The sequence below is a fragment of the Brachybacterium sp. FME24 genome (assembly GCF_014897705.1).
In the GTDB taxonomy this organism is placed as follows: domain Bacteria; phylum Actinomycetota; class Actinomycetes; order Actinomycetales; family Dermabacteraceae; genus Brachybacterium.
In genome coordinates this window covers 262628-288259 of record NZ_JABUXV010000005.1, presented here as the reverse complement: position 1 = coordinate 288259, position 25632 = coordinate 262628, and the positions used below count along the sequence as shown (strand labels likewise).

The following is a 25632-nucleotide window of genomic DNA, read 5'->3' as shown; positions in this document are numbered from 1 at the left end:
TGGGCATGTTCCGATTCTCCTTGCTGAGACTCGGAACGAAACCCAGGGCGCTTCAGAATCTTCGACTTGAAGTTAGCGAGGCCGTGATCGAAGCGGATCGCCACAGCGGCCTTACCGCCCGTATCAATCGGGCCACCCATCGCCGCCATGAACCGTGCCACCAGTGCCTCATGCGCACCCCACGCACCCTCAGTCCCATCGCTCTCATCAGGCGTCGGGGGAGTGCCACCCAGGGGTGCCCAGGGAGTCCACGAGTTATCCGAAATGTCCGCCACGAACCTAATCATAGGCGTAGTCGAGTTGAAACCATAGGGGAAATAGATCTGAGTCGAGACGCGAGTCACTGAACCCAGCACGAGCAGGTTGAACGGGTGGTTCTGCGTGCCCGTGGGCAGGCCGGTCAGTGTCGCGGCGTTCGCTGCACTGGCCCGCCAGAACCCGTTCATGTCGCCCGCATACCAGTCATTCAGGTTAGACCCAGACGGCAGGTTGCCCCGCGTCAGAAGGTCCGGCCTGATCGCGTCAAGGTCCGCAACGCTCGCCCGCGTGCCCACTGCCGCGTCAGCAGTAGACGCGACCAGCTGCCACGCCGACGCGCCATCAGAGGGGATCTGGTCCCCAGGAGACGGTGCCGCAACGCCATTCGGGTAACTAACAGCCATTACAGCACATCCTCTCTCCGCAGCGGGACATTGCCCCAGTCCGCGTACGTGTCGCCCACCTGACGTGAACCCCACTGTCCGTAAGAGGAACCGCGAACCACGGAACCCCACATTTCATACGTAACCGCGTTCCGTGAAACAAACGTCGGCCTAATCGACACGGCATGAGACATGCCCATGTCCGCGTCAATGTCGCGCGAGTCCTCGACAACGATCCCGCGAATCGTCAACCTGGAAACGTGCGTGTCCTGCACCTCAACCACGTCACCCAACTGCAAGCCAGGGAACGGGATCAACGCAACCGACGACAGGACAGGCTGCGGAACCGTGAGCCGAGTCGCCGCATAGTCCGCCGTATACGCCGCCTGATCCGCACGCTGAATCCAGACCCCGGCATCAATCACATGCTCAGGAGCCGTCACAGGACCAGTTGCCGCACCATACGTATCCCGATCCAACAGTTGATACTTAGCCCGGCCACGCATGATCGGCAAATCAAAGCCTGCTCGCCGCTTCCACATATCGGAAGCAACCTCAGCGTCAGGCGTCTTCTGGATCGCAACCAGCGACCCATGCCACTGCGTAGTCAGCTTGAAAGCATTATCCGTGACCCGCTCAATCTGCGTAAGGAACGACCCGTTAAGATGCGCCCACTTATCCGTGTCGCCAGAAGACGACGTGACGCCGCCATACCACGAACCCAGACCGCCGTTAAAGTCGGCCATAGCAGCCGTGCCCACGCGAGACGGCGACAGATCCGGACTAATCCACACCTCATCATCCGGGACGTTAATCCATTCCTCAACATCAACCTCGCCGGGCTGCAACGACTGCCCAGACCCCTGCCAGAAGTCCACCGACGAACGCCAACGCCTCGTCGACACAGGATCGAGCCACTTCACCAGCACGCCAGACTTCACCTGAGACAGATCATGCGACCAGGTGAAGCCACCCTCAGCGATATCGTCATCGGACGACAGTGTGGCCACGGACTGTTCAGCCTCTAGCCGCGCCAGGTCCCACCACTGCAGGACACCCAGCTCATCAATCCAATACGTTGCGCACTCAGCCTCGCACTGCGCCGCCAGAAGCTCCGCACAATCAGCGCCCTCGGTAGCCCGCATAACCTTCAACGAGTTCCTGTTAAACACACGCATCTTCATGTTCACAGTCGGCGTCCACCCGGCCAGGCCACCCGTGCTGCCAGGGAAACCAATCTGGAAACCACCAGCCACCGACGCCGCAACAATACTCGCACGCAACACGCCGCCAGTAGTCACCGACGAATCCACAGTCATAGACTGAGACGCCGACGAGCCACCAGAACGCACAATGCACAACACCGACGTATCCGAAATGTACTCAACCGTCGCATACATGGCACCAGGAGTGCGAGCCACAGACACAGCCTGCGAATACGTACCACCCACACGCACATCCAGATACACCGTCGACTGAGACCAGCGCATACGCACAAGCCCCTGCGACGAATTGTTCTGCGCCTCGATGCGGTTAGCACCCGTCACCGTCGCATCAGCCATCGCCAACAGCTCCATACGGCCACGAGACTTGATCGAGTACCCGCCACCACCAACAATGTACGTCGACGTCACATCGGAGACACCCACACCCCACGACGTAGCATCCCAACCAGGATAGCCACCAGTCGAAGTACGCGCCGAAGTATCAACCGTCCCAGCCTCGGGATTCATAGAACCCATCGCCGGAACCGACAGGCCCGTATACCCAACCCTTGGGGGTGTCGCATACCAGCCACAATGACGCAGAATCCGGTCAGTCCAATACACCGACTGCTGCCCCAAATACGCGTCACCAACACCCTCAGCCACAAGCGGCATCGAATCCGCCAGACTGTCCCACGAAATCGTCTTATTCAACGACTCGTAAGCATCCGCAACCTCCACGTCAACCTCACGGCCAGACGTGCCGCCACTAGCCGACAACACCACACCATTGGCCAGCAGCGACACCGGGCCAGCGCCCGTATCCATCGACACCGACGCCGAAGACTGCGGCACAGGAGGCCACACAGAACCAGGATCCCAAGGCGTCGAAACAATATCCGTGACGCTAGGGCCCTCAGCCGCCGTAAACGCAGCCGACGCAGACGTTAGCGACCCGCCCGCGAGCGGGTCAGGGAGGGAACGATCAACCTTCACCGACGAAACCTCAACCTGCCTACCGTTCACCACCGCCGACATCGACGGAGAATAAACGCCACGCCTAGAAATGGGCTGCTGCAATTCGAGTCACCCCACTTCAGTAATAGTCAAATCAACCGACCCGTACGCGTCATCATTAGCAATCACAGTAAGGGCCTCGGACAGGCCATGAACAACAACCCTCGGTGCGCCACGACCCGGCCTATCCCGACCCACAGAACCCCACGCAATCGACGGACGCGCATACTGCGCACCACTCGACAGTGTGAGCGATACGAACGCTGCACCCGCAGGAACAGTCATCGTGTACTCGCGCCAACCCCAACCCGTAAACGAATAGACAGGGCTGGCGAACGACGTTTGCGTAGCCGAATCGGCGGCACGCCACCAGCCCGTAAACCGCGACCCGTTAAGCCCCCACACACCAACCGTCACCAGCTCGCCCGGAGTAACCGGAACCATCTCGTACGACCCCTGAGAATCACCAGGCGTAACCGGCCCAGTCCCAGAATGGACAATCGCCTTAGCGACCGTGCCATCCGGGAGCGTCACGAACCCGGAATCGGTCGCGTTAGTCGGCGTCGGACTGAACGCAACAGCCTGCGGGGAAAGAAGATTCCCCGCAGTAGCATCAGCCGGATACCACATGACCTCGCCGCCCGACTGCGCCAAAGCCACAAGCCCCGACGTGACCTTCGAGCCCGCCAGATCAACCGACACGCCCCACTCGCGCCGAGAACGCGCACCCATGAAAGCCTTACGCTTCCCACCCAGAGTGCGCGTAAACGACACGGGGCGGTCTGAACTCGTGTCCAGACCACCCCGATACGGGAGAGCCACCAACGCGCCCGGAGTACCCAGATAACCAATCATCAGCGACCCCCCAGACTCTTCCTCGACTGCGCACCAGCCATGGACAACTGCCCAGCCTGACGAGAGCCAATCTGAACAACATTCGGACGAGACGCGAGAGCATCCGCCAACGCCTCAATCGACGTAGCAGACAACTCGATCCGCCCATCATTGCTAGCAAGCGAATCCGCGTGCGCCTGATACGCCTTAGTAGAACGCGGATCAAGAACCGCCTCGGGCTTACGCGTCAGATTGATACCAGCCGTACCCGGCTCCATCAACCCGCCATTGTCATACACGCCGCCATCCTTGAAGCCGACATGCACATGGTTATAGTGATTCCGCTTCGTCGCACCCGTGTTCGCGTACATACCGCCACCACGATGCAAGTTCCGCGAACCAGCAGGCGAGTAAAGAAGCTCAGTCGGACGATACGGGAACATCGCATTGAAAAACCCCATCATCTCCGGCGTAGGACCACCCGAATTCGAGAAGTCCATAGCGCGCCCGAGAGCGTGAAGCGACGTAGCCCCACTACCCGCAGTCCTCGCCCCACCACGCCGGAACGAAGTCATCGTCAAACCAAACGACCGCGCGAGCGACTGAGCCGTACCTAGACCGCCACCAGCCTTACCAGCAGGCGGAACCGCGTCACTGCTAACCTCAGAGTTCAACAGGCGGTTCTTCAACCACTCGCCACCCTGAGACGCGGCATTCGTGCCAGCCTTCTGCACAAGCTCCCGAACCATGCCAGCACCCGGAACCAAATCCATAGCCTGACCGGCAAGCTTCGTCAGCACACCCAGCGGGTCGCTCAGAGCCTCGCCAATAGTGGACGCCTTATCCTTCATCCAATCCCAGGCGTCGCCACCAATGCCCTTGATCTTGCCCCACACGCCACCACCAGCGAACGCCTGACCCTTCCGGGCCTTCATGTTCAACGCGGCAACACCAGCAGGACCACCAACGGCACGAGTGAACTCAGGCCGCATGATCGCCTCACCACCCGACAGGTCAAGACGACCAGCCGTAGGAGAGTAGAACTGGTGCACGTCACGACCAGGCGTGTAGCCCGGCATCACACCACCAGAAGCAAACCCGACCTTCGCGGCAGGCAGCCGCGTATCAATACCCAGCTTCTCGGCAACACCATTGAACGTCGCCCGGATCGTCTTGTTGTAAACATCCTCGACAACGAACTTCGCCGGAACGCGAGCGGCAGACTTGATGCCATCCCACGCCTTCTTCACGCCATCCTTCATGACCTCGAACGCCGACTTGATATTGTCAGTCACCGTCTCGATCTTCGGGGCCAGCGTGTCAGACAACCAGTTAGCAACCGGCTGAATCACGTTCGTCTTCACCGAATCCCAGATCACCTTCAAGCGATCCTTCATCGACTGGAAACCGGCCTTCAACCGGTCAATGACGCGCTTGATCACGGGCCATGCCGTATCGCGGAACCAGGCAATGACTGGGTTGATGACGTTGTTCTTAACGAAGTTCCAGATGCGCTGGAGGTTGTTCTTGAAGGCCTCGAAGTACTGCTTTAGCCAATCGATAACCTTCTGAACAATGGGCCACGCCGTGTTCTGGAACCACTTCACAACCGCATCAATGGCAGTCTGGATCGCAGCCCACACAGGCTTGATCACATTGTTGTACAACCACTTCATCGCGTTAGCCAACATGTCAATCATCAGCTTGAACGCGGGCCAGCCACGATTGACAACCCAGTCAATCACAGCCTTAATCGCACTCTGGATCGCGGCCCACACCGGCTTAACAATCGAGTTGTAAAGCCACCTGAACACAGGGGCAATCACGCTCTCGAACCAGAACTTCAACAGATCGATGTAGACCAGGACCGCAGTCACCGCGATAGCAATCGCCAGCTTGATCCCATTCCAGACCGGCTTAATCACCGACTCGTACAGCCACTTTGCCGCATTGCCGATAGCCTCCCACGCCGCCTGCAACCCAGGCCACAACGTGTCACGAATCCAGCCCCACACCACATCGATAGCCGCCTTGATCCCATCCCAGGCAGGCTTTATCGCGTTCTCGTACAGCCAGACAGCGCCCGCAGCAATCGCGTCCCAGGCGGTCAGAATCCCCGGCCACAGCGTCCCGGAGATCCAATCCCACACCGCGCCCGCCGCCGTCTTAATCGCGGACCAGACCTGCTCCCATATCTTCTGGCCAACCTCGGTCTGAGTGAAGAACCAAACCAGCGCAGCCACCAGTAGAGTGATGCCCGCAATGATCCAGCCAATGACCGGGACGGACTTAATGCCCGTCGAGATGGCCAGGAACACGCCCTTGATGGCCAGTCCTGCCGCAGTCAGCCCGCCAGACGCAACCCACGCCGCAACACCCGCGACCGTAAGGCCTGTCGCCAGAGTGGTAAGCCAGACCGCGTTATCCTTGACCCACCCGATGCCATCCTTCAGGCCATCAACAAAGCCGGGGAGCTTCTCGACCGCATCAACCAGCGCGTCACCCAACGGGCCGATAAGCGGCGTGATCTTCTCGATCAGAGGTAGCAACGTCTCGCCTAGGGCGACTTGAACGTTGTCCTTTGCGATCTTCCACTGACTACTAAACGTCTCAGACGCCGCATCGCCAGCCACAAGCATCTTCTGGAACGTGTCACCAGTAGCGTTCTCCATCACCGACATCACGTCAGTAATGTTGACCTCGCCCTGCGACGCCATCCGCTTCACTTCATCGATGCCGACACCGAAATGCTCAGCCAGACCCGACAAGATCGGGACACCAGACTCCGAGATCATCCCCAGCGAGTCCATCATGGCGATACCGCCATTGTTGACGGCCTTCATCACGCCGCCAGTAGCCTGCTCCAACTGCTGAGTATCACCACCCGCAGCCGTAATAACCTTACCAACGTTCTCCAGCACGCCGATAGCGGACTCGCCCTCAACGCCCGCATACGCCAGCGACTCAGCCGCAGACTGATAACCGCTATAATCCAGCGGCGACCTGGAGGAGACCTTCTTCAAATCCTGTAGCGTCTTCTGCGCCTTACCAGCATCGCCATACAGGCCACTAAGCACCGCCTGGCCCTGCTGCTGATCAATACCCGACCGCATGCCAGCCACAAGCGCCGCACCCGCAACCGCACCCGCCGCAGTAGCACCAACCGCGATACCACGCTTAGCCCACTTACCGAACGCCTGAGAGAACCGGTTGCCCGAATTCTTACCGGTCGCCTCGGCGTCCTTCTCGACCTGTCCAAGCTCCTTAGCCACATCCTTGCCAAGACCCTTGGTGCTCGACACGATCGACACATACGCGGTCGCAAGTTCGACGCCCGTAGCCATCGCATACCCCCGTCACTTCTTAGGTTTCACACGTGACGCGAGGTACGCGTCAATCTCTTCACGGGTAGACCGCTTCGCCGTCTGATACTTCTTCTCTTGCTTCTCAGACACACCCGGACGCGGAATCGGCTTAGGTCGCGGCCCGCGCTTACCACCCTCAGCCCACGCTTGCCCCTGATGGTGATCAATCAGGAACGCCAACAGTTGATTCGTCAGATCCCATTCCCAATCAGGATTCAGGGCGCGGTACACCGCAGAGGACGGGTCCGAGTACGCCACCAGGTCCAACAGGTCGCCCAGGGTGAGGCCTGACCGCACGTCCTCCAGGTCGCGCAGCCGGTGCCCCACCCGCATCAGGTCATGGTTCAACGCTCGTGGATGCTCCGTAGCGAGTTCCACGAGCTTTGTCATTCCCCCAGGCTGGTGCCGCTCGCCTTGCCCCACGCCTTCATGAAGTCCTCGACCTCTTCGCCGCCCAGATCCTCGACTGCCTCCGCAGAATCCGGGGCATACTCGGTCAGGAACGAAACGAGCTTGCCGCCGTTACCGGACTGGAGCGCGGACGCAACACCAAACGGCAGCGTATCCAGCTTCGGCAGAGTAAACTCACCCTCGAACTGCTCCAGCTCAAACGAAACCATCGCGTACTGCTTCTTACCCTTACGCTTCGGACCCATGCTCTTCTTCACTGCTGCTGCCATTGCGCTGGCTCCTTAATAGATCAATTGTGTGCAGGCTCTAAAAGTGAAACACCGTGGCGGGGGCGAGCCTGCGCAAAGTAGGTCCCCCGCCACGGGGGTATTAGGAAGTGGGGAAGAGGTCATCCCCCGGAGACGTGTTGTCTCCGGGGGTCGTCAAGGGACCTCGGGGGCCTCGTCAGACGCCTTGCGCTCAACGAGGGTGTCTCCGTTGTCGTCCGGGTCGCAGGAGATGGTCAGCTCATAGCTGATGGCCTCTCCATCGACGTAGGTAACGTCGCCAACCTCGGTAACCTGCGCGCGGCCCACATCGAGATGACTGGAGTTCTCGCCGTCAAGCATCGACACGAGAAGCTGCACATACGGCAGCGTCTTCTCATTGCGCTTGACAACAATCTCGCCAGCCGTAGACGTATCAACGTTGTCGTCACCGAACACGAACTTCAGCGCCTCAGCGTTGCGCGACTCAATCAGAGTCAGTGCGAGAGTGGTGCCGAACTCGGTCTGGACGGTACGGATCTTCTGGCCACCCCAAGCGCGAATCTCTTCGGTGGAGCGCTCGGAAGTCTCGGTCACACCATCGGTGGACACGTAGCCCACAGACAGATAGGCCGGATCAATCGGGCCAGCAATCGTGGTGGGGCGGGTGGTGCCGATAGGGGCGACGAGGACGCCACCCGACACGGCAAGGTCAGGCTTGCCAACTGCAACATTGGCTGCGGAAGTTCCGGCCATGGTGTATCTCCTAAAGTGAATGGCCCCGGTATGGGGCATAAAAAAGACCCGTCAGACGGGCCGGAATCGGATTGCGAAGGTGAACGTGTACCGCCATTGGAGGGACGCGTCAGCTAGGTCAACAGGCGGTCCCCACTCCTTGTACCCATAGACGGGGTGACCGCCCATCAGGTAAGCGCCCCGGAGATGCCCCCGGATGCGCTGCGCGCGGGCCTGCGCGGCCGACTCGTTGTTGTCCCATGACTCGACCGTGAAGGCCACGTCAGAAAGGAAGCCGTCAACGCCGCCCTCGCCACCCGCGAGCAGGACACGCACGAACGACGCGGGCCGCTCATTAGGAACACGCGAGTACGCCGGAACATCTAGAACGCCATTCAGGAAGCCGATCAACGCGGCCTTGGGGTCTGGGTAGGTAATCGCCTCCACAGTCACCCCCTACCCGCGTCAAGAGCCCGCTGGAGCACGTTGTCTTCCGACTGCCGCTTGCGGGCCTCGAAGGTTGACGCCCCCACCGATGCGCGCGCCCGGTTCTTGCCGACCTTCGCCTGCCTGCGCGTGAACCCCTCGCCAGCCGCATGCGCGATCCGAGAAGCACGCCAGTCGAGATCGCCACGAACCTCCGGCGAATTGCGCAGAGCCTTCCAGTTCTTCAGATGCCACTTAATGCGCATCTTCTTAGCCATCAGCCACCCACCCGCTTCAGCTTGAACATGCACCCGTCAGGACCAGCCGTGAACGGGTTGCGCCACCTAGCGACCTGCCCATCAACGGCGTAACGGACACCGCGTGCCGTTACCTCGTCGTACGGGCCAACCGGGGAATCAAACGTGTCGTACACGTCGTACCCCTCGACGATCATCGTGCGGTTATGCCCGCCCTGGTCTTCTTCCTCGACACGCGGAGCGACCGCACAGAAGGGGCGCGGAATGTCCGCACCCCAACCGGGAATCGGGTTGTTGTAATCATCCCGACCCCCATCCTCCAGATACGGATGCACAATCACCGTCTCGCCCTGCGGATGCCTCACGGCCACAACGGTTCACCACCCGTCAGGACAGCCCCACAATCGCAATACAGGGCACCCATCGAGAACGCGCACCACGGCGTATGCATCTGCGCCGCCGCGATAGGCCCCGCGATAGTGCCGCCGTAAGCCTTCTGCCTACCCTCGCCCAGGGCCTTACGCTCAGACTTAGTAAGGTAGAAGTCGCCGTGAGGATTCGTCGGCGTATAGCTATTCGTGAACGGGCCAGTCGTCGCCTGGAACGTAGACATACCCGCACCAGGAGACGACTGCGCCTCAATCGACCGGCGCACGACAGCGCACACGATACGGCGGCGCGTGTTAGCGGATACCGTGACCGCCGAGGGGCACACGTCTAGAATGAACTGTGACGCGTCCTCCAGCAGCACCTCGGCGTGATCCTCCGCGCCAGCCGGGAAGTCGGGCCAACGCGCCTTCAGTTCCTCCACCGTTGCAAACGGGAAGGGAGTTACTTCGTCAGCCATTGGCCCGACCTCCTATCAAGCGGGGTTTTCCAGCGCGGCCACGCGTGCGACGAGGTCGTTCCACTGCGTCTCGGTGGGGAACCCATCAGCGCCAGCCGGACCCTGCGGACCCTCGGGCCCCTCGGGACCCGCGACGGTCGAATCCGCGCCATCAGCACCAGCCGGACCCTGCGGACCCGTCTCGCCCTGCGCCGCCTTAGCGGCACCAGCCGCCTCAATACGGTTAAGCTCAGCCGCAGTAATCGGAGTACCGCCCGCCTCGCCATCCTTCCACTTACTAGGCATGAATGCCATAAGCTAACTCCTTAGTTAGTTCCGGGGTGTAGCGCCTGACCGGGGTAGGAACTCGACCCCGGAAAGGCGATCAAGGGGCCTCGACGGGCGCGGACTTCAGAAGAGCGAACGCGGCAAGGTCAGCAATGCCCCAGCCGTAAACAACCTCAGCGCGGAACGCGACCTGGTTGTTGCGCTGCAGGTCGCCATTGCCGTCCGGGTCGCCGTACTCAATCAGCTTCAGGCCAATGGACTTCTGCACGCCCCAGCGGATCGCGGAGAAGTCGCCAACGATGCCCTTGATCTCGGACGCCACAGCGGCAACCTTCAGCGCCTCGACGGTCTGCGACACGGAAAGGCGGTGCCCCTCAAGGTTGGACGCCTCAGTCGAGTAGGAGATGTCCGGGTAGACCTTGCGGCCATACTCGTCGCGAACCTGCGCGAACTTCACCGCAAGGGTCGGGTCGAGCGCGAGTGCGGTGGGCAGGTTGCCCGCACCCAGCACCAGCGCGTCAGCCGCATCAATAGCGGCGTAAGGCTGAGCAGCCGGATCGATCTCGACGGAATCGGCACCGGAGAGCTTCTGCGTCATCGACGCAGCGACAACACCGTCCTTCGGGTTGATGCCGTGGATGACACCAAAGTCCAGTGCACGCGAAAGGGCAGGCTGGATCTCGGCAAGGATCTGCTGGATAACGCCCAGCTGGTGATCCTCATCGGCCCACACAACCTCATCGGTCATGCGAACGGTCTTGTGGAACTTGAACGGCTCAATGGTCTGGACGGTCGAGGTGAACTCGGAATCGCCCTTGTTCTGGCCCTCACCGACGTACTCGGCCTCATCGGTGCCGAACGTGAAAGCCTCGCCCTTGCCGAACTTCATCGGCAGGTTCGGGGACAGGGCGGAAACAACCGACCCGTTAGAAACAGCCTTGATCCACGGATCAAGGATCTGCGTGGGAATGGTCAGGTCGCCAGTAGTGAGAACGGCCATGGTGGCCTCCTTCTAGATTAGTCTTTGTTGAAGAGCTGGCGAGTGAACTCGCGCAGCGGGTCGCTCGGCGCATTCTCCGGCGACTTTGCCTGCCCCGGAATCACCGAGTGTGCAGGCTTCAAACGGTCAACCAGGCGCTTAGCCTGTGCAGTCAGATCCTCTTCAGAATCGCCCCGCATCTCAGCGAGAAGGTCGGCATCGACACCGTTGTCGGTCGCCACCTTCTTCACCAGATCGGAACGAGCATCACGCGACTCGAACGACTCAACCCGCTTACGCAGATCAGCGGCAACGCCTTCAAGCTCCGCAGCCTTCTCGGCCTTGGACTTCAGATCGTCGTAATCCGCGAACTTCGCCCGCTCACGCTCAATGCGCTTCTGAACAATCCGGTCAAGCTCGTCCTGCGACTCGGGGGCCTTGAAAGCCTGCCCCTCATCAACAGTCGTCTGCTCGACCTGTTCTCCCGCATCAGCGGTGGTATCAGTGCTATCGGACATGCCGACTACACCCCTTCCGTTTAAGCCCCGTACGGGCATCAATAGGACCACCCATGACGGAGGGTGTGGACCGCTTTACGGGAGAACCGTAGAAGTCTTAGAAATCCGGGTTTGCGTCCCGCTCCCAACGCAGCCACTCGCGCACACGCGCACGGTCAGCGTCGGTCTGCACTCGCTTCCGAGCCGACCCGCCAAGCTCTGAGAATTCCAGAGCCTCGATAGACTCGAACTCCGTTTCGGCTGCACAACGGCAATGGTCATGGGACTTGAACTGAACCGAGATGCTGTCGTACACGTCGCCGCGATGAATCAACATCTTGCAGAAGTCGCACGTCTTAGAGCCGCGCCCAACACGCTTCCAGCCACGCGCGCCACGATCCGCGACCGCGTTACCCATCGTCGTATTCCGGTGCGCGTCAGCAATCGTCCTGTGCGCCCCGCCAACGATCTTCTGGAACGCCGCCGACCAATCCGTCTCATCGACCACCGGGGCGAGCGCCCACGACGCGAGAATGCCCCACCTAGCCGGTTCGGCGGGCGGCGCAAGAGCAGGCGCATACGGCACGACAAGATCAACACCGGACGCATACCGCTTCTGGTCGTAAAGATCCGCCGCAACCGTCGCTGAAGCGTTCTCATACGGTGCCGCCCACCCCGGCAAGGTCTCCATGAGGAGTTCCCTGCCCTCGGATGCAGTCAGCCCGCCCGCGCGGATCTCGCCCTCCAGGAAAGCCCTCAGGTCAAGATCCGCCAGATCGACAACCCTCTGCAGGGTCACCTGCTCCGGGGGCGGCATCAGACAGCCCCAGGCGCGACAGGCGCAGGCTCAGCCGGTGCCGGACGGGACGCGAGCAACTGAGCCACCAGGCGACCATTAGCGGCCCGCCTATCCTCCTGGATACGCTCAACCTGCGCGTCATCGAACACTGATTCAAGAAGCACCGGATACTCGACAATCTTGTCCATATCGGTTGCCAGCTTCTGCACGCCGTCAGCCTGAGCCGACATCGAACGGAACTCCGGGTCAGCAAAACGAGCCGACAGACGCCACGCTTCCTCGGGCTGCTCCGTGAGATCATCGCGAACCATCAGAGCCAGAGTCGCAATATCGCGCACGGCAGGAGTAAGAACCATCTTGTTCTGGTACGTCGCATCAATCAGCATGTCGTGCTCAGCCGCACGGATAGCCTCAGCAGACGCGGGCTGATCATGAACGATGCCCAGCGACGAAGGCGGGATACCAGTCTCGCCAGAGAACGCCGCCGCAACCGTCCGCAACATGTCCGAGTGCGGCGTCATAGTCGCCTGCTGGAGCTGCTGAAGAACCGGCTTGTCCCCGTCCGAGTCCTTCGTCAACGCCAAGAAGCGATCCTGAGCCAGCTTGAACTTCTGCGACTCCGGCATCTCGCCATCAAACGCTTCCTGGTCAACACCCAGAAGCGCAAGCTGCGGCGACGAGTAGAACTCCGCGTTGCCCTCCATGCGAACATACGCACGCACAGCCATATCGTTAAGGCCCATCACAGCGTTAGTCAGCCGCGACCTACCGAACGGGCGGCGAGTCTGCGGATCATTCGTTACCGCGACCGCCTGAGCACGCCCAGACGGATTAGCGAACCGCTCAGCCACCCAGCCACGCCCCGGCTCAAACACGCACGACAGAACCACGTGAGGCAGGTACACAATAAACTCGACCGGCTTCTCATCCTTGCCGATCTCAGCAATCGTCATAGCCGCAGCCACACGCCGCATACGCCGATCCCACAGCGCACTAGACGACTCCGCAGAGTGCGCCTGAATCTGCACCGGCACCTCACCCGGAGCGCCCTTAGCCACCGTCACCAACGAAACGCCATGCGTATACGCCGACACAATCGACTGCCCAAACTCCAGCGAGAAGTTGTTGCGCGCCAGGATCTCGCCCAGCTCGAACGGATCATCAGTGCCTGGCAGACGCAGCCCATCGAACTGGGACCGCAGTGCAGGCTTCCGTACAGCCTGAGTCGCCCACCCCAGCACAAACTTCGCCTTACGGAGCTGCGGAGGAAGGGCGATACCCAGATCCTTAAACGCCTGCTCCGTGTCGTAATACAGTGACCGCTTCACATTCCGCGACAGACGGTCGTTCCACTTCGCCAGAAGCTCAACAACCGCGTCCCGCTCATCATCCGAAACGTTAGCAATCCGCAGAGAGGTAATATCCTCATTGGTCCACGCCATCGGTTACCCCCTCACAGGAATGCTTGCCGCCTCGACGGGTTGCGTTTAGTAGTCTTAGCCGCGTAATGCGCCATAGTTACAGCATCAAGAAGGGTCACCGACTCGCCCTCAATGCCCGATTGCCAGCCAAACCCGCCAGCCTTACCAATCTCACGACGAGTAGCCGCCTCAACCTGAACATCAAGATCAGCCTGACCAGAATGCGTCACCTCGCCCTGAACAACCGCACGATCCAGCATCGAATGCGCCATAATCGCCTGATCAACAGTAGGGATCTGGATAACCAGCTTCCCCACCTTCTCAGCCCTGAGCGCATTCACCAGATAGCCAACGCCCGCCTTGCCATCAATCACGATCTGCGCGACACGGGACTTACGCTCAACCAGGAAGTCAACGAGCCACTGCGTGCCCTCCGACATGGGGGCCTCACGGATCGCCTCGACATGCACCCGGCCATCAGGAAGCTTCAACGCCCCCGCAACCGCGACCGTCACCCCATCCGGCGCGAACTTCACCCCAAACGAACGGACACCCTCATCCGGGGCAGGTGCCACGCGGCCCTCCCACGCCCCAGGAGCAAACGCACGCTTACCCACCTGCCGCTCATCCCAGATGCCCAGACCCTCACGCTTGAAAGCCTCTACGGAGCCGAGAAGCTTTCTCATGCGCAGGATTGCGCCCTCGCCCGTGCGGGACGGGTAAGACGGATTCGCCTTGCGCCACTGCGCCCGGTCATCCGGCCCCGCCTCCTTGTCGGCAGACAGCTCCACGTACATCACGTCCGGGTCATCGCCCGACAGTGCAGCCTCACGCCGCAGACGGAAAATCTCGCCAGGGTCAGAAGGTCGCGGGGGAGTACCGATCATGAACACCAGCCCGTTAGGCGAAGCATTCGTCGCAGGCACCATGTCCTCCATGGCCCGCTCGGAGAGGATCTGCGCCTCATCAAAGATCAGAACATCAACCTTCGCGAAACCGCGCCCGAACCCCGATTCGCGAGCACCAAACAGGATGCGCGAACCGTTCTTAAACACGATGGCCTGCTCGCCGTTGGCCTTACGCACCGAGTCGACGAAAGGCTTAATCCCCGGACGCTCAGCCATCCCCGCCATCGACTGAAACGTCTCCGCATGCGTTCGCGTCCGATGCGCCGTCCACAGAATCAACGTGTCCGGCGTCAACAACCCCAACGCGAACACCAACGCACCCACCGTGTACGTCTTGCCAACCTGACGGGGGATCGACGCAACAACGCCACCCACGCCCGCCGCATACTGCCCGTCCCCACGCTTCCCCAACGCCGCAGCCACAAGCCCCTGCTGCCACGGATCGAGCGGCATCCCCATGCGCTCCAACTGCACGCGCACAGACGGCCACGCCGTAGACACAATCCCGTCGGGGAGAACCAGGTGCCGCGCAAGATCCGAAAGCTTAGATGACTTCGAGCCTGAAGGGCGCGTCTTCGGTAGAGTCGCCGTCAATGACGTTCACCTCCACCAGATTGGCCTGCTCGTTTTCTAGTTCCTCAATCTCCACATTGACCTCGCGGGCCTGCCGGATCAACGGCGACAAGTCGCGGGCCAGGGTGTCGGGGCTAAAGATGTGCCCCTCCAGCACCCGGCGAATCCCGCGCAGGCGATCGAGCCTGGACTCCTCCGACTCCTGCGGAGCAATGGTCACGGGCGCAAGCTGACGCTTACCAGCCATGTCTCATCACCTCCATTCGCATCTGTGGAAATCTATGCGACAGATCGTCTGTGGATGTCAGATGGGGGAGAGTTCGCTATGCCGTGAGGTGCGACTGTGGGTCGAGGGGGACCGGACACCGCCCCCACCTGCGCGTTTGCGGAGGGGGGTCTCGTCGCCGCCGGAGGGGTGCGTGTATGTTTATGCGCACCGGTCTCGCTGTTTATGCAGTGCGGGTCACCATTTGACGCGCGTTGTCGGCTCAACGGCGACGGGTTTTGGTCTTGCGAGCGCTCGTCCGTTGCCTTTGCGTTGGTTACACCATCGGCATATGACTGTCGTGTTGTCCAGCGTGTCGGTTCCGCCTCGGCTGTGAGGTAGAACGTGGTCTACTTCGGCACTGTTTGGTCGTTTCGAGTATTCGTAGTCGAGTCCAACGCCGCATGATGAGCAGTTAGTGATGTTACTTGCGAGTGCTTGCTTGATTGCTTGTGCTCGTATGCGTTTCCATTTACCTGTTCCGGTGCGTGAGGTTGCGATGTGTCTTCATCTCCTCGCGCTGCTCTCATTGCCTCATTGCTTGCGCGCTGCTCTCGTGTGCATGTCGCGTCATTGCGCCATGTGTGCGTGCATACGTGCATGGGGTGCATGGGGGCTTGGTGGGGCCTGCGTGGGCCAATGGGGGCCTTGCGCGGGGCGGGGGCGCATGCATGCGTGGGCACCCCTGCTATTGCGTGTGGGGGCCTGTGGTTGACGTGGGGGCCTCGCCTGTTGGGCAGGGGGCCTCGCGTGAAGGTGGGGGCCTGTGTCGCGCAGGTGGTGGCCCTCACGTCAGGGGTGGGGTTGCGCGCGCGCACGCGCGCGTGTAGCGTGTGCCCCATGACTACTATCGATGATCCTAAGCCCACCAAGTTCAAGCCCGCCGCATTCGGTACGGGCAAGACTGGCATTGTCCAGTTGAAGCGCGATGGCCGCATGATGTATCAGACCCTTGACGGGATGCGCACCAAGAAGGAGCACTTCAACGCCAATGACATTACGTCTGCGACTATCGAGACTGCCGCTGATTACGTCGAGCGCACTAGTGGTGGGCGCGTTGCGGGTGGCGCTGTCGTGGGTGGCATTCTGCTTGGCCCGCTTGGTCTTGCTCTTGGTGCCGGTGCGGGTGCGCTTGCTAAGCAGAAGCATGGTGGCGCGGAATACTTGATCATTGAGCTGAACGATGGCCGCACTGTGACTGTCGAGGTTGCCCGCAAGCATGCGATCCAGGCTCGCAAGCTTCGGGACTCCATTGCCCCTGTCGCTTGATCCCGAGAAGCGAGTCCTAGGCCCCCGGTTGCGTCATCTCTGGCGCTTCCGGGGGCCTTCTCGTGCGCTCACCCGTGTGGGGAGCAGGCGGACGAGAGTGTGGGCAAGTCTGGGGCGTATCGACTGTCCTCGTGAGCCAGTCGATACGCCGTGCCGGGGATGTGCGGCTTCAAGGTCGCAGTGATCTACCGGTCTTTACGCACTGCGAGTGTGCGCTACTCATATGTTCACCTATCCCCGGCAAGTAGCAACGTTTCCGTCGCCTCGGGGAAGAGGTCCACGACCTCTTGTCGGCTGCATGTAGAAAACCCCCGCCAGTTCCGGAGAACGACGGGGAGTTAGGTGCCTCCCGCTATCGAGGGGAGGCGTCCGGCTATCTTCTGGGGATAGCACCGCGTGCCAGCGCAACTAAGTGGTCTGGCTAATTGCGGGGCAACTAAGCCCCTTCACTATACCCGGAAAACTGTGACATCTCGTCTACAGGTCTTCCGGGTTCTCCTGCGTCTTCCGCTTCCCCTTGTCCGCGTAAACCATGTGGCCCGACTCCCTGTCGATATAGACAGTGTCCGGGTTCAGGTGGTCCAGGGATAGCCAATCCTTTCCCGTAGCTGCCATGGCGTCCCTGTACGGCTCTACCGTGGCGTATGCGGGAATGGGTGCGTCGTCGCCCGGCGCTATCTCTGCGGCCCATCTGGCGGGGTAGTGGTATGCGGGGATGTTCTCGGTGGATCGTTCCTTCCGCTTACGCAGTCGTGCCCATTCCCGGTCTGTGAGCGTCGGGAAGGCCGCGTTAAGGTCCTTCCGCTTCATCATGCGGTCGCTGCTCAGCGCCCATGATCTGAGCGCTTTACGGGCCTGGTGTGCGTTCAGGGCGGACAGTGCTTCCGCTTCGCCTTGTGCTAGCCCGTTCTCGTTGACCATGCCGCCGAGTGTGCCGCGCAGTCGCCTGAGGTCTGCCGCGAACGCTTCCCGGTCCTCGCCGTCCAGGTATTGCAGGTGCGCACTCACGTACCGGATGAGTGGCACCCATGCGTTGGTGATGGGCGGGATGGCGCGGTTTTGGGCTGCGAGGTGCCAGGCCCACTGTTTCGCGAACACGACGGGATGCAAGAGGTCGCCGTGCTCGTGCCCGTCTGCGTTGGCTACACCGACTGCGGCGATGGCGTCTGAATCGACGGTGTATGCCTCGGGGTTGATGCGGATAAGCAACTGCACCTCCCTATACAGGAGGTCACACTCAATCAGCCGTCTGCCCCATTCGTCTAGCTGGTCGCTACCAATCGTCATTCAGGCCTCCTTCTTGTAGCGTCGGTTTCGGAGGAAGGCTTCAGAGGTCGCAAGCTCCTTCTCGATGGCGCGCTTGTTGTCCTCGTAGCGCATCGCGTACAGCTCGGCGCGTACGGCCTCGCGAACGATGTGGTTTAGCTGTTCGGCGTCGATGTTCATTCGTCCTCCATGTCTTCGTGTTCGGGCACAACAAGGCCCGCCACCTTTCGTTAGGTGACGGGCTGCGGGTGGTGGTGCTACTTGTCTTCTTCGAGCAACGACACGGGGTGGTCTAACCGCATGTCGCCTATCCATGTTTTGCCTACCGTGATGGCGACCCATGTGGTGTATGTGTTGCCGGGTGCACGGAAGCCGACCTTGGATGGCTGTTCGGTGGTTACGCGCATGGATGTCAGTAGGCCCGTGATGACCGTGCCTGACCTGTTAATGCGGATGTGCTGCTTGCCGACCATGTTTGGGGTGAGGTCACCAACTGCCATGGCGTCTCGTTTCCATCCGCTCTAAGGCGAGTCGTGCGCGTTCCAGTTCCCGATACGCACGCTGTCTCGCGGGTTGTTCGGCTATGTTGCGGGCGTGTGTGTATGCGCGATCCCAGCTCTTCCATGCGCCAGCCATGTGGTCACCGATCATGACCCACCACGAATGGTTGTGCTTGACGATCCGGGGTCTCATGTTGTCTCCTCTGCGATGATTGCGAGCTTGCCGGGGCGGAATCCCGACCATGACTGCCCGTCCGAGAGCGTCACGACGGGGGCCTGCAGGTACCCCATTGCTTTGATTCGGTCGAGCGCGCCAAGGTCCTCATCGACGCGTATCTCATCGAACGGGATATCGAGTTCCCGCAACTTCCGCTTCGTGGCGTCACACTGCACACATTGGGCCTTCGAGTAGACGGTGACGAGTAGATCCATAGGTGATCCTTCCGGGGTATGCGTGTGGCCCGCCGCTTCAACTACAGCGACGGGCCATGTGGTGCGGCTGGTTCAGGCGGGGAGTGTTGCGGACTGTCGGTCGATGCGGTGCTGAATCAGGGGCAGGTAGTCGGTTTCCATTTCGATACCGACCGGCTGGAATCCTTCGATGAGTGCGGCCTCAATCGTGGTGCCTGATCCTGCGAACGGGTCAAGCACGACACCACCAGGCGGAGTCGTCAGCCGGATCAGCCATCGCATGATCGCGAGGGGCTTCACGGTGGGGTGCTGCACCCCGTCCACGTTCGGACGCTCCGACTTCGGGGCCTTCGCGCTGTAGAAAAACCTGGACGCGCCACCGCCTTCCGACCCATAATCCCTGTTCGCTCTACCAGCATAAGAGATGTGGTAGCCGGAAGGGTCGTAATCCTTATCTTTTCCGGATCCGTTGTCAGCCTTATTCCCGGAACCGTGAAGATGCCCGCTCTGTTCGTCTACCCACCCAGCGGCGTGTTGGTCGAGTAGCACGTTCGCAGGCCAACGACCTCGGCTCATGTCGGTGGGGGGTGCGCCTCGGGACTTCCCGCCGACGTACTGGTCCGCGAACCCTCGCACACCGCCTGAGCGGGCTTGCAGGTCCTCGGCGGTCTCGTCGTCTTTCAGTCCGGTCCTGCATGCGTCCACGTTGATTGCGCCGGTCCCGTGCGCGAGGACGTTCCTAGCGACGGTTTTCTCGGCGAGGGGTTTCCGGGCGAGAACGATAGGCTCAAACGCGGGCTTAAGTGCCGTACCATGCCCGGCCCACTGTGCCGCTTCAGGAGTCGCAGGACCCGTATCAGTGCCGTCCTGGATGCCGTAACCGCCGCTGTAGTGCCCCGTTCCCTTCGTAGCAGGATTCGTGTTCGGCCCGTTGCGGAAGTCCGGCGCTGAGCCGCGCACGTACCCGGCGAGCTTGTCAATAGCCTTCCCCACGTCATGCGACTTCGGGAATCCTGACCCGTACAGCCACGCGAGACTATCCCGCATCTCGAAACCAGCATCTTCGATAGCGACGGCGAGGCGGTGCCAGGTTCTCGTGCCACCGAATGCGGCGATGTGTCCACCGGGCTTGAGTACCCGATAGCACGCCTCGGCCCATTGAACTCCGGGCGGCGTGGCATCCCATTTTGTCGACATGAAGGAAATTCCGTATGGGGGGTCGGTGACGATTGCGTCAACGGATTCGGGCGGCATGGCGTTCATTACTTCGATGCAGTCGCCATTATGAATGGTGGTCAAATCGTCTCCTATAGGCATGCGTGAGGCCCCGGCACTGTTCGTTCTAGTGCACGGGGCCTAATGTCAATAGCGTTCCGGTAGTGGTGCGGTGTTGCCTTACCCGGTCCAGGGGGTGTTGAACTAAACCAACAATTGAATACACGGTTAGTATGTTTGTTGGTTTGGTTGTGGGCTATGAGAGCGTGTCGGGCAGGGTGAGCGCGAGTAGCCCGGTGAACATTGCGAGTATGTGCAGCCACTCGTTTAACGCGATCACGATTTCGGTGGCGGCTTGCATGTCAGGCATGGCGTGTGCTCACGGCTTCCATTCCTCTCCGTCCACATGTACACGGACGTTGCTTCCCTTTGGCGAGAAGGTCACTTCCACGTTCCGTCCCCTGTGGCGGATGTGGACGATGTCGGACTTTCGGATGGTGGCAATACCGATCCACGGGTCTTCGGTGTTGCTCATGCCTGCCTCGTCCGGGTGGGGGACTTGAGCTTTACCGTGGATCGTCCGTGTGCACCACATGACGGGCACCTAAGACCGTCATATGCCTGAACGTTGGCATGCACCCGCTTACCCGTCGGCTTCATCGTCTCACCGCACGACGGGCAGGCATTCTCGTCATCAACCCACATGCCCATATGCGGCAGGCCCTTCGCGTACGGGCGCAGACGGTCGAACAGTGCTTCCGACGCGATAATGTCGCCACGGTTGTACTCGGCCAGCTTCTCCTGCGCGGCCTTGTCACCGCTCACTGCAGCCTTAGCAGTGCGGGCATCATACTTATCAGTTTTGGCATCCACACCGAGACGCTTAGCGAGACTGTCCAGGGTGTTTGATTCCATGTTCAGCGACCCCCTAGCGATCTTCAACGTGTCAATCACCTTGTACGGCGACGGGGCAGGCAGGCCCATCTCGGCCCACCCCGACATGAGGTGCTTGCTATCGAAAGCGGCCATGTTGTGGCCAATCAGGATGTCTGCCTCATCAACCCAGGACCACACCTGTCGCATGAACGCGTCGTATCCGCCGACTTCCCACTCTGCGGCGAACATGACTTCCTCGTCGCCGTACCAGCGGGCGGCCGCACAGATCGTGCGCGGCCACTCGATCACATCATCGGCATGGATACGTCGACCGATGACGTGCTTGAGCGCGTTCAGGTCCCAGATGTTGCCGGTGGTGGTGAACCCGCCGTGATAGACGCTGACCCGACCGGGCAGGCGCTCAATGTCGATGGTCAGTGCGCGGGCCGTGACGTTCTTACTGATGCGCGGCTGAATGTTGGCCAGGCGGTTAGGTGCGGTGCTCATGTGTGCTCGTTTCGGTAGGGGTTGGTGGTGTCTTCGTCAATGTCGATATCTCGTCCGATGCCGTACCCGTTGAGTTCGCCTGCCTCGTATCCCTGGTCCCAAATGTCTGCGGCGACGGCTTCGAGTGCGGCGTGGACTTGTGCGTAGAGTTTGTCGTGCTCCCAGTCGAGGGCGAGTGCCCAGTTTTCTCCTGCGGCGTTCACGGCCTTGTCCATGATGTGGTCGGGGATCAAAGCGTCTCCCTCCATCGGCGAATTGACTGTTCGGTAACAACAACGCGTACGTTGTCGTCTCGTGCGTCTCCGGTGAGTGCGCGTGCGAGGTCGGTTGCGGATACGTCGGGGTTGTCGAGGTGGTCGATTGCGGTTTCGTAGTAGTCGGGGCGTGCGTCCTTGAAATGATCGAGGGCGATGATCAGGCCGGATCGGCGGCGGGTATCGGGGGTGATGGTGGCGAGGCGGTTCATGAGTCCTCCTGGTCGTCGGGGATGGCGTGGGGGGTGTGGTCGTTCTTGATTTCGGCGAGGAATGCGAGCCATGCGGGACGGTTGTGCTCTAGCTCTTTGTTGAACCTCATGGACTCGTCGTATCCGGCTTCGGTGAGTTCCGTGTAGAGGTCGGCCCCGGTGTAGGTGTCGTCGGGGTACCAGCTGAAACCGCCTGTGCATCCCCATTCGCCATGCGCTTCGGGGAAGCCTGCGGCGAGGTCGATATTGAGGCTGACCCCGTAGTCGCCGCACGTTTCGCAGTAGAGCGGCTCCATGAAGGTGAAGTAGGTGGGGAGATTGTCGAACCATGTCTTGCTCACGTTGCCTCCTGAGGGCATAGATTTAGCCGCACCCGACACGGGCACGGCTTCGGGGGCGAGAGTTGCGAGACGGGTCACTTGTATTCCTTTTCGAGTGCGAGGGCGAGCGACCGGAGCTGCGAAATGAGTGCAGTCGCGGCGTCCTTCTCTGACGCGGGGTCGGTGGGGAGGTCGACCATTAGGCGTGCATGCGGGGTGTTGCGTGGCCCGAACTGGTAGGCCATGCGCTTCGAGTTCACGCGTCCCATGACGTGGCCTTTCGTTGAATCGATGTAAACGGGCATGAAAGTAGCCGCACCCAACTCGGGCACGGCTTCGGGGGTTACTGGCGTTAGATCAGTGCGAGCTGTTCGGTTCGGGTTGAGAGGCGGTGCGCGATCTTCTCGCAGTACTCCTCCGACTTCTCGATGCCGATTGCGCGTCGCCCTGTGGCTGTGGCGACTTCGAGGGTGGATCCGCTACCTGCGAACGGGTCGAGGATTAGCGCGCCGGGTCTCGTGCTGGTTTCGATCATGTGCCGCAGGAGTGGCGCGGGCTTCTCGCAGGGGTGCTTGCCTGGGTAGGGGCGGACGGGTGCGAAGTCCCAAATGTCAGACGCTAGAGCGCGGGTGGTGGGGGTGAACGTGCGGCGCAGTTCCTCGTACTCGCGGCGCAGTTCCTCGTACTCGCGGCGCAGGTAGTCGCCGGGGGACTGGTTGAGCAGGTCCCTCATCCGCTGGTAGTCGCCGGGGTTCGGGATGCTGTTCCCCTCGGCCCATCGCGTCGGGAGCGCCGAGTCTCGCCCCAGCGCCTTACCTAGCGGGCCTGACTTCCACCCTGCGCGCTCCCACTCGGTTTGCAGGTATCGACCGAACGGCGCGTACACCTCGCGGCGTAGTGCTTTGGCTGCATCCCCGTACTGGTCGGCGTACTGTTCGGCAAAGATGATCGCCTCCCAGGGGGTGAGGAATGACCGGATTGTGTCGAGGCTTGCTTTCTGGTGCCATCCCGCCTGCTTGGTCCACCGGATGCTGTTGAGTACCCGGAACCTGTCGCGCACGGTGATTTCTACGTCGGTGGCGAGCTGCGGGGAGGCGAACACCCAGACGGAGGCGTGCGCGGCAAGCTTCGGCTTGGCTGCGTCGAGGAATGATCCGATCCAGCGCAGGAACTCGTCGGGCTTGGCCCACTGCCTGTCCCAGTCCTCGTTCTTGACTTTGAAGTAGGGCGGGTCGGTGAGTAGCGCGTCGGCCTGCACGCCGAGGGTGGGGAGGATTTCGAGCGAGTCGCCGTGGTGCAGGGTTACGTGGTCGTCCTGGTAGTAGAGGCTCAATGCGCCCTCCTGGGCATAGAAATGACCCCACCGGCTAGCGATGAGGTCTCGGGGGTTACTGCGCTAGGAAAGCGCTACAAAGTGTTTACGGGATGCGTGGGGCTGACAGGTCTGCCGCGTTCTCGACACGCACCCTCTCCCGTGCCTCATCCATGCTGATCTTGTCCGACATGAACGATGCGCGGTGACTGTTGCGGGCTAGGCGTGCTTCGATCGGGCGGGCATGCTCAGCGAAATCAGCGGAATGTGCCGACACCTCGCCAACATGGTGCGCATCGTTCATGCCATCGAGGTACGCGGCCCAGTAGCCATCGGTCTCCGCGAGGCGCTTGATCATTTCCAGACGAGTGCTCATTGGAATCTCCTGTGGGGGTCGGGCCATGTGGCCATGTTGTCGGGGTCGAACGTGTGGTGCCTGCAATGCGTGTACGGGGTCTGGCATTCGGGGCAGATCGCGTGCACTGGGTACGGTTCGGGGCACATCGCGATGACGGCTTCTAGGGTCAGTAGTTGGGTGTCCATGCCGCCATCTCGTTTGCTCGTGCATAGTGGCCCTCGAAGGCGAGTTCGAAGGACCCTGTTGCGCCTTGACGGTTCTTGCCGACCTTCATGAACAGGGAGCCGGGGTGGAGTTCCTTGTCGGCGTGTAGCAGGACGATGCAGTCGGCGTCCTGCTCGATAGCGCCCGACTCGCGAAGGTCGGACACTTCGGGTGCTCGTGGCGCGTTGCCCCCGCCGCCGACGCTGCCCCGGTTCAACTGGGACAGGACGATCACGGGCACGTGGAGTTCCTTAGCGAGCATCTTTAGCGACCGCGAATACTGTGCGACCGCTTCATGGCGGGGAACGTTCTTACCCTTCGTGGACTCCATCAACTGCAGGTAGTCCACGACGACGCCGGACAGTTTGCCGCGCCGTGCGATTGAGCGGGCCGTAGAGCGCACATCGCCGGGCGTGATGGATGCACGGTCGTCGAGGTGGATACGGTTCGCCTGTAGGGCCTCTGCGTGCGTCTGGATGCGTGCCAGGTGTTGCGCCGACAGTGGGTGATCGAACGCGGTCAGGGGGACCTCTGCCGTTTGGGCGATGAGGCGCTTCGTGATCTCGTCGCGGGTCATCTCTAGCGACGAGAACAGGACGGTGCCGCCGTCTCCGGTGAGGCAGTCCGCGAGCTGCAGGCCGACAACGGACTTGCCCGCTGCGGGCCTAGCACCGATCACGTACACCGCGCCAGGCCTCAGCCCGCCGATGAGGTGATCCAGGGACGGCCACGGGGTCGGTGTCAGATGCACCGGGTCGTTGACATGCTCCATGAACTCGTCGAAGTAGTCGCCCGCCTTGATGCCCGCGATGGTGCCACTGATCTTCCCGGCCGCGTCGATCTGTGAACGGGCTTCTTCGACCATCTCTGCAACCTGGTCGGCGTCACCCTCGGTAGCCATCTGGACGATGCGCGTCCCAGCCTCCTGCAGCCGGAGCAGAACCGCGCCCTGCGCCACAGTGTCGGCGTAGTAGGCCATTGCGCCGCCCACTGGTGCCTCGTGCGCGATCTGCCGTAGGTCCATCTCTGACACGCCACGGACGCGGGCCTTAGCGATGATGGCGGTCAGGTCGTGGGGCTGTCCCTTCTGATGCTGGGACCGGATCAGGGTCCACAGTTCACCTAGGCGCGGGTCGCGGAAGTCCTCGGGGTCGAGGGCGTCCACGTCGTCGAGGGCCTTGCGGTCCATGAGGGCGATACCGATAACGGCAGTCTCGGGGGTCGGGTCGAACACTC

Annotated in this window: 32 protein-coding genes; 1 reads left to right on the top strand and 31 read right to left on the bottom strand. The window is 61.2% G+C overall.

Features of this window, described 5'->3' with window-relative positions; genetic code table 11:
• From INT51_RS22155 to INT51_RS22835, 17 genes are all read right to left on the bottom strand, one after another.
• On the bottom strand, positions 1-446 hold a 446-nt coding region (locus INT51_RS22155), incomplete at its 3' end, for a pyocin knob domain-containing protein (protein ID WP_226832074.1).
• Between the two features lie 215 nt (positions 447-661).
• Complete coding sequence (locus INT51_RS07885) at positions 662-2680, bottom strand: hypothetical protein (protein ID WP_193104708.1); 2019 nt, start codon at positions 2678-2680, stop codon at positions 662-664.
• 1037 nt (positions 2681-3717) lie between these two features.
• The gene (locus INT51_RS07880; protein ID WP_193104707.1) at positions 3718-7041 is read right to left on the bottom strand and encodes a tape measure protein; all 3324 of its coding nucleotides are present in this window, start codon (positions 7039-7041) and stop codon (positions 3718-3720) included.
• A gap of 12 nt (positions 7042-7053) precedes the next feature.
• Entirely contained in the window at positions 7054-7452 is a 399-nt protein-coding gene (locus tag INT51_RS07875; protein WP_193104706.1) for a hypothetical protein, read from the bottom strand.
• Positions 7449-7742: a hypothetical protein gene (locus INT51_RS07870; protein WP_193104704.1), complete on the bottom strand. Its 294-nt coding sequence runs from the start codon at positions 7740-7742 to the stop codon at positions 7449-7451. Before INT51_RS07870 ends, INT51_RS07875 begins: the two co-directional genes overlap by 4 nt.
• 153 nt (positions 7743-7895) lie before the next feature.
• The gene (locus INT51_RS07865) at positions 7896-8474 is read right to left on the bottom strand and encodes a phage tail protein (protein WP_193104703.1); all 579 of its coding nucleotides are present in this window, start codon (positions 8472-8474) and stop codon (positions 7896-7898) included.
• 51 nt (positions 8475-8525) lie between these two features.
• On the bottom strand, positions 8526-8900 hold the full coding sequence (locus tag INT51_RS07860; protein ID WP_193104701.1) for a hypothetical protein: 375 nt from the start codon (positions 8898-8900) through the stop codon (positions 8526-8528).
• 2 nt (positions 8901-8902) lie between these two features.
• Positions 8903-9157, bottom strand: a complete 255-nt coding sequence (locus INT51_RS07855) for a hypothetical protein (protein ID WP_193104700.1) — start codon at positions 9155-9157, stop codon at positions 8903-8905.
• Positions 9157-9501: a hypothetical protein gene (locus INT51_RS07850; RefSeq protein WP_193104699.1), complete on the bottom strand. Its 345-nt coding sequence runs from the start codon at positions 9499-9501 to the stop codon at positions 9157-9159. The genes INT51_RS07855 and INT51_RS07850 overlap by 1 nt, the downstream gene beginning before the upstream one ends.
• On the bottom strand, positions 9498-9983 hold the full coding sequence (locus INT51_RS07845; protein ID WP_193104698.1) for a hypothetical protein: 486 nt from the start codon (positions 9981-9983) through the stop codon (positions 9498-9500). Before INT51_RS07845 ends, INT51_RS07850 begins: the two co-directional genes overlap by 4 nt.
• A gap of 364 nt (positions 9984-10347) precedes the next feature.
• Positions 10348-11250 carry a phage major capsid protein gene (locus tag INT51_RS07840; protein ID WP_193104697.1) on the bottom strand — a complete coding sequence of 301 codons (903 nt, stop codon included), beginning with the start codon at positions 11248-11250 and terminating at the stop codon, positions 10348-10350.
• A 17-nt stretch (positions 11251-11267) separates the two neighbouring features.
• Complete coding sequence (locus INT51_RS07835) at positions 11268-11747, bottom strand: hypothetical protein (RefSeq protein WP_193104696.1); 480 nt, start codon at positions 11745-11747, stop codon at positions 11268-11270.
• 97 nt (positions 11748-11844) lie between these two features.
• Positions 11845-12525: a hypothetical protein gene (locus INT51_RS07830; RefSeq protein WP_193104695.1), complete on the bottom strand. Its 681-nt coding sequence runs from the start codon at positions 12523-12525 to the stop codon at positions 11845-11847.
• Positions 12526-12542: 17 nt separating this feature from the next.
• Positions 12543-13967 (bottom strand): phage portal protein, encoded by a 1425-nt coding sequence (locus INT51_RS07825; RefSeq protein ID WP_193104694.1) that lies wholly within the window; start codon positions 13965-13967, stop codon positions 12543-12545.
• A gap of 11 nt (positions 13968-13978) precedes the next feature.
• A complete protein-coding gene (locus INT51_RS07820; RefSeq protein ID WP_304502111.1) occupies positions 13979-15328 on the bottom strand; it encodes a terminase large subunit domain-containing protein in 1350 nt (449 codons plus the stop codon).
• Between the two features lie 70 nt (positions 15329-15398).
• Positions 15399-15647 carry a hypothetical protein gene (locus tag INT51_RS07815; protein ID WP_193104693.1) on the bottom strand — a complete coding sequence of 83 codons (249 nt, stop codon included), beginning with the start codon at positions 15645-15647 and terminating at the stop codon, positions 15399-15401.
• A 243-nt stretch (positions 15648-15890) separates the two neighbouring features.
• Positions 15891-16115 carry an HNH endonuclease gene (locus INT51_RS22835; protein ID WP_370540789.1) on the bottom strand — a complete coding sequence of 75 codons (225 nt, stop codon included), beginning with the start codon at positions 16113-16115 and terminating at the stop codon, positions 15891-15893.
• A 417-nt stretch (positions 16116-16532) separates the two neighbouring features.
• Here INT51_RS22835 and INT51_RS07805 point away from each other — a divergent pair, with 417 nt between their 5' ends.
• Positions 16533-16961: a hypothetical protein gene (locus INT51_RS07805; protein WP_193104692.1), complete on the top strand. Its 429-nt coding sequence runs from the start codon at positions 16533-16535 to the stop codon at positions 16959-16961.
• A 477-nt stretch (positions 16962-17438) separates the two neighbouring features.
• On the opposite strand, the gene INT51_RS07800 is transcribed toward INT51_RS07805, so the two are convergent.
• The 14 genes from INT51_RS07800 to INT51_RS22645 all read right to left on the bottom strand — a co-directional run bounded on the left by INT51_RS07800 (position 17439) and on the right by INT51_RS22645 (position 25630).
• A complete protein-coding gene (locus INT51_RS07800; protein WP_193104691.1) occupies positions 17439-18248 on the bottom strand; it encodes a hypothetical protein in 810 nt (269 codons plus the stop codon).
• Positions 18249-18407 carry a hypothetical protein gene (locus INT51_RS07795; protein ID WP_193104690.1) on the bottom strand — a complete coding sequence of 53 codons (159 nt, stop codon included), beginning with the start codon at positions 18405-18407 and terminating at the stop codon, positions 18249-18251.
• A 77-nt stretch (positions 18408-18484) separates the two neighbouring features.
• Entirely contained in the window at positions 18485-18727 is a 243-nt protein-coding gene (locus tag INT51_RS07790; protein ID WP_193104689.1) for a hypothetical protein, read from the bottom strand.
• 189 nt (positions 18728-18916) lie between these two features.
• The gene (gene nrdH, locus INT51_RS07785; RefSeq protein WP_193104688.1) at positions 18917-19159 is read right to left on the bottom strand and encodes a glutaredoxin-like protein NrdH; all 243 of its coding nucleotides are present in this window, start codon (positions 19157-19159) and stop codon (positions 18917-18919) included.
• A gap of 72 nt (positions 19160-19231) precedes the next feature.
• A complete protein-coding gene (locus tag INT51_RS07780) occupies positions 19232-20437 on the bottom strand; it encodes a site-specific DNA-methyltransferase (protein WP_226832073.1) in 1206 nt (401 codons plus the stop codon).
• A 295-nt stretch (positions 20438-20732) separates the two neighbouring features.
• A complete protein-coding gene (locus INT51_RS07775) occupies positions 20733-20888 on the bottom strand; it encodes a hypothetical protein (RefSeq protein WP_193104686.1) in 156 nt (51 codons plus the stop codon).
• Positions 20885-21736 carry a ribonuclease H-like domain-containing protein gene (locus INT51_RS07770; protein WP_193104684.1) on the bottom strand — a complete coding sequence of 284 codons (852 nt, stop codon included), beginning with the start codon at positions 21734-21736 and terminating at the stop codon, positions 20885-20887. The genes INT51_RS07775 and INT51_RS07770 overlap by 4 nt, the downstream gene beginning before the upstream one ends.
• Positions 21733-21969: a hypothetical protein gene (locus INT51_RS07765; protein WP_193104683.1), complete on the bottom strand. Its 237-nt coding sequence runs from the start codon at positions 21967-21969 to the stop codon at positions 21733-21735. Before INT51_RS07765 ends, INT51_RS07770 begins: the two co-directional genes overlap by 4 nt.
• The gene (locus tag INT51_RS07760) at positions 21966-22202 is read right to left on the bottom strand and encodes a hypothetical protein (RefSeq protein ID WP_193104682.1); all 237 of its coding nucleotides are present in this window, start codon (positions 22200-22202) and stop codon (positions 21966-21968) included. The genes INT51_RS07765 and INT51_RS07760 overlap by 4 nt, the downstream gene beginning before the upstream one ends.
• Entirely contained in the window at positions 22199-22543 is a 345-nt protein-coding gene (locus INT51_RS07755) for a hypothetical protein (protein WP_193104680.1), read from the bottom strand. Before INT51_RS07755 ends, INT51_RS07760 begins: the two co-directional genes overlap by 4 nt.
• A gap of 74 nt (positions 22544-22617) precedes the next feature.
• A complete protein-coding gene (locus INT51_RS22150; protein WP_226832072.1) occupies positions 22618-22827 on the bottom strand; it encodes a hypothetical protein in 210 nt (69 codons plus the stop codon).
• Between the two features lie 47 nt (positions 22828-22874).
• On the bottom strand, positions 22875-23855 hold the full coding sequence (locus INT51_RS07750; protein WP_193104678.1) for a site-specific DNA-methyltransferase: 981 nt from the start codon (positions 23853-23855) through the stop codon (positions 22875-22877).
• Positions 23856-23940: 85 nt separating this feature from the next.
• Entirely contained in the window at positions 23941-24210 is a 270-nt protein-coding gene (locus INT51_RS07745; RefSeq protein ID WP_193104676.1) for a hypothetical protein, read from the bottom strand.
• Between the two features lie 148 nt (positions 24211-24358).
• Positions 24359-25630: a DnaB-like helicase C-terminal domain-containing protein gene (locus tag INT51_RS22645; protein ID WP_193104674.1), complete on the bottom strand. Its 1272-nt coding sequence runs from the start codon at positions 25628-25630 to the stop codon at positions 24359-24361.
• Positions 25631-25632: the final 2 nt, after the last annotated feature.

Bases quoted from the DNA above. Each gene is read 5' to 3' on its own strand.
- INT51_RS07880 (WP_193104707.1), bottom strand. From the start codon at position 7,041: ATGGCTACGGGCGTCGAACTTGCGACCGCGTATGTGTCGATCGTGTCG.
- INT51_RS07875 (WP_193104706.1), bottom strand. From the start codon at position 7,452: ATGACAAAGCTCGTGGAACTCGCTACGGAGCATCCACGAGCGTTGAAC.
- INT51_RS07870 (WP_193104704.1), bottom strand. From the start codon at position 7,742: ATGGCAGCAGCAGTGAAGAAGAGCATGGGTCCGAAGCGTAAGGGTAAG.
- INT51_RS07865 (WP_193104703.1), bottom strand. From the start codon at position 8,474: ATGGCCGGAACTTCCGCAGCCAATGTTGCAGTTGGCAAGCCTGACCTT.
- INT51_RS07855 (WP_193104700.1), bottom strand. From the start codon at position 9,157: ATGGCTAAGAAGATGCGCATTAAGTGGCATCTGAAGAACTGGAAGGCT.
- INT51_RS07845 (WP_193104698.1), bottom strand. From the start codon at position 9,983: ATGGCTGACGAAGTAACTCCCTTCCCGTTTGCAACGGTGGAGGAACTG.
- INT51_RS07840 (WP_193104697.1), bottom strand. From the start codon at position 11,250: ATGGCCGTTCTCACTACTGGCGACCTGACCATTCCCACGCAGATCCTT.
- INT51_RS07835 (WP_193104696.1), bottom strand. From the start codon at position 11,747: ATGTCCGATAGCACTGATACCACCGCTGATGCGGGAGAACAGGTCGAG.
- INT51_RS07825 (WP_193104694.1), bottom strand. From the start codon at position 13,967: ATGGCGTGGACCAATGAGGATATTACCTCTCTGCGGATTGCTAACGTT.
- INT51_RS07805 (WP_193104692.1), top strand. From the start codon at position 16,533: ATGACTACTATCGATGATCCTAAGCCCACCAAGTTCAAGCCCGCCGCA.
- INT51_RS07800 (WP_193104691.1), bottom strand. From the start codon at position 18,248: ATGACGATTGGTAGCGACCAGCTAGACGAATGGGGCAGACGGCTGATT.
- INT51_RS07795 (WP_193104690.1), bottom strand. From the start codon at position 18,407: ATGAACATCGACGCCGAACAGCTAAACCACATCGTTCGCGAGGCCGTA.
- INT51_RS07790 (WP_193104689.1), bottom strand. From the start codon at position 18,727: ATGGCAGTTGGTGACCTCACCCCAAACATGGTCGGCAAGCAGCACATC.
- nrdH (WP_193104688.1), bottom strand. From the start codon at position 19,159: ATGGATCTACTCGTCACCGTCTACTCGAAGGCCCAATGTGTGCAGTGT.
- INT51_RS07775 (WP_193104686.1), bottom strand. From the start codon at position 20,888: ATGAGCAACACCGAAGACCCGTGGATCGGTATTGCCACCATCCGAAAG.
- INT51_RS07770 (WP_193104684.1), bottom strand. From the start codon at position 21,736: ATGAGCACCGCACCTAACCGCCTGGCCAACATTCAGCCGCGCATCAGT.
- INT51_RS07760 (WP_193104682.1), bottom strand. From the start codon at position 22,202: ATGAACCGCCTCGCCACCATCACCCCCGATACCCGCCGCCGATCCGGC.
- INT51_RS22150 (WP_226832072.1), bottom strand. From the start codon at position 22,827: ATGCCCGTTTACATCGATTCAACGAAAGGCCACGTCATGGGACGCGTG.
- INT51_RS07745 (WP_193104676.1), bottom strand. From the start codon at position 24,210: ATGAGCACTCGTCTGGAAATGATCAAGCGCCTCGCGGAGACCGATGGC.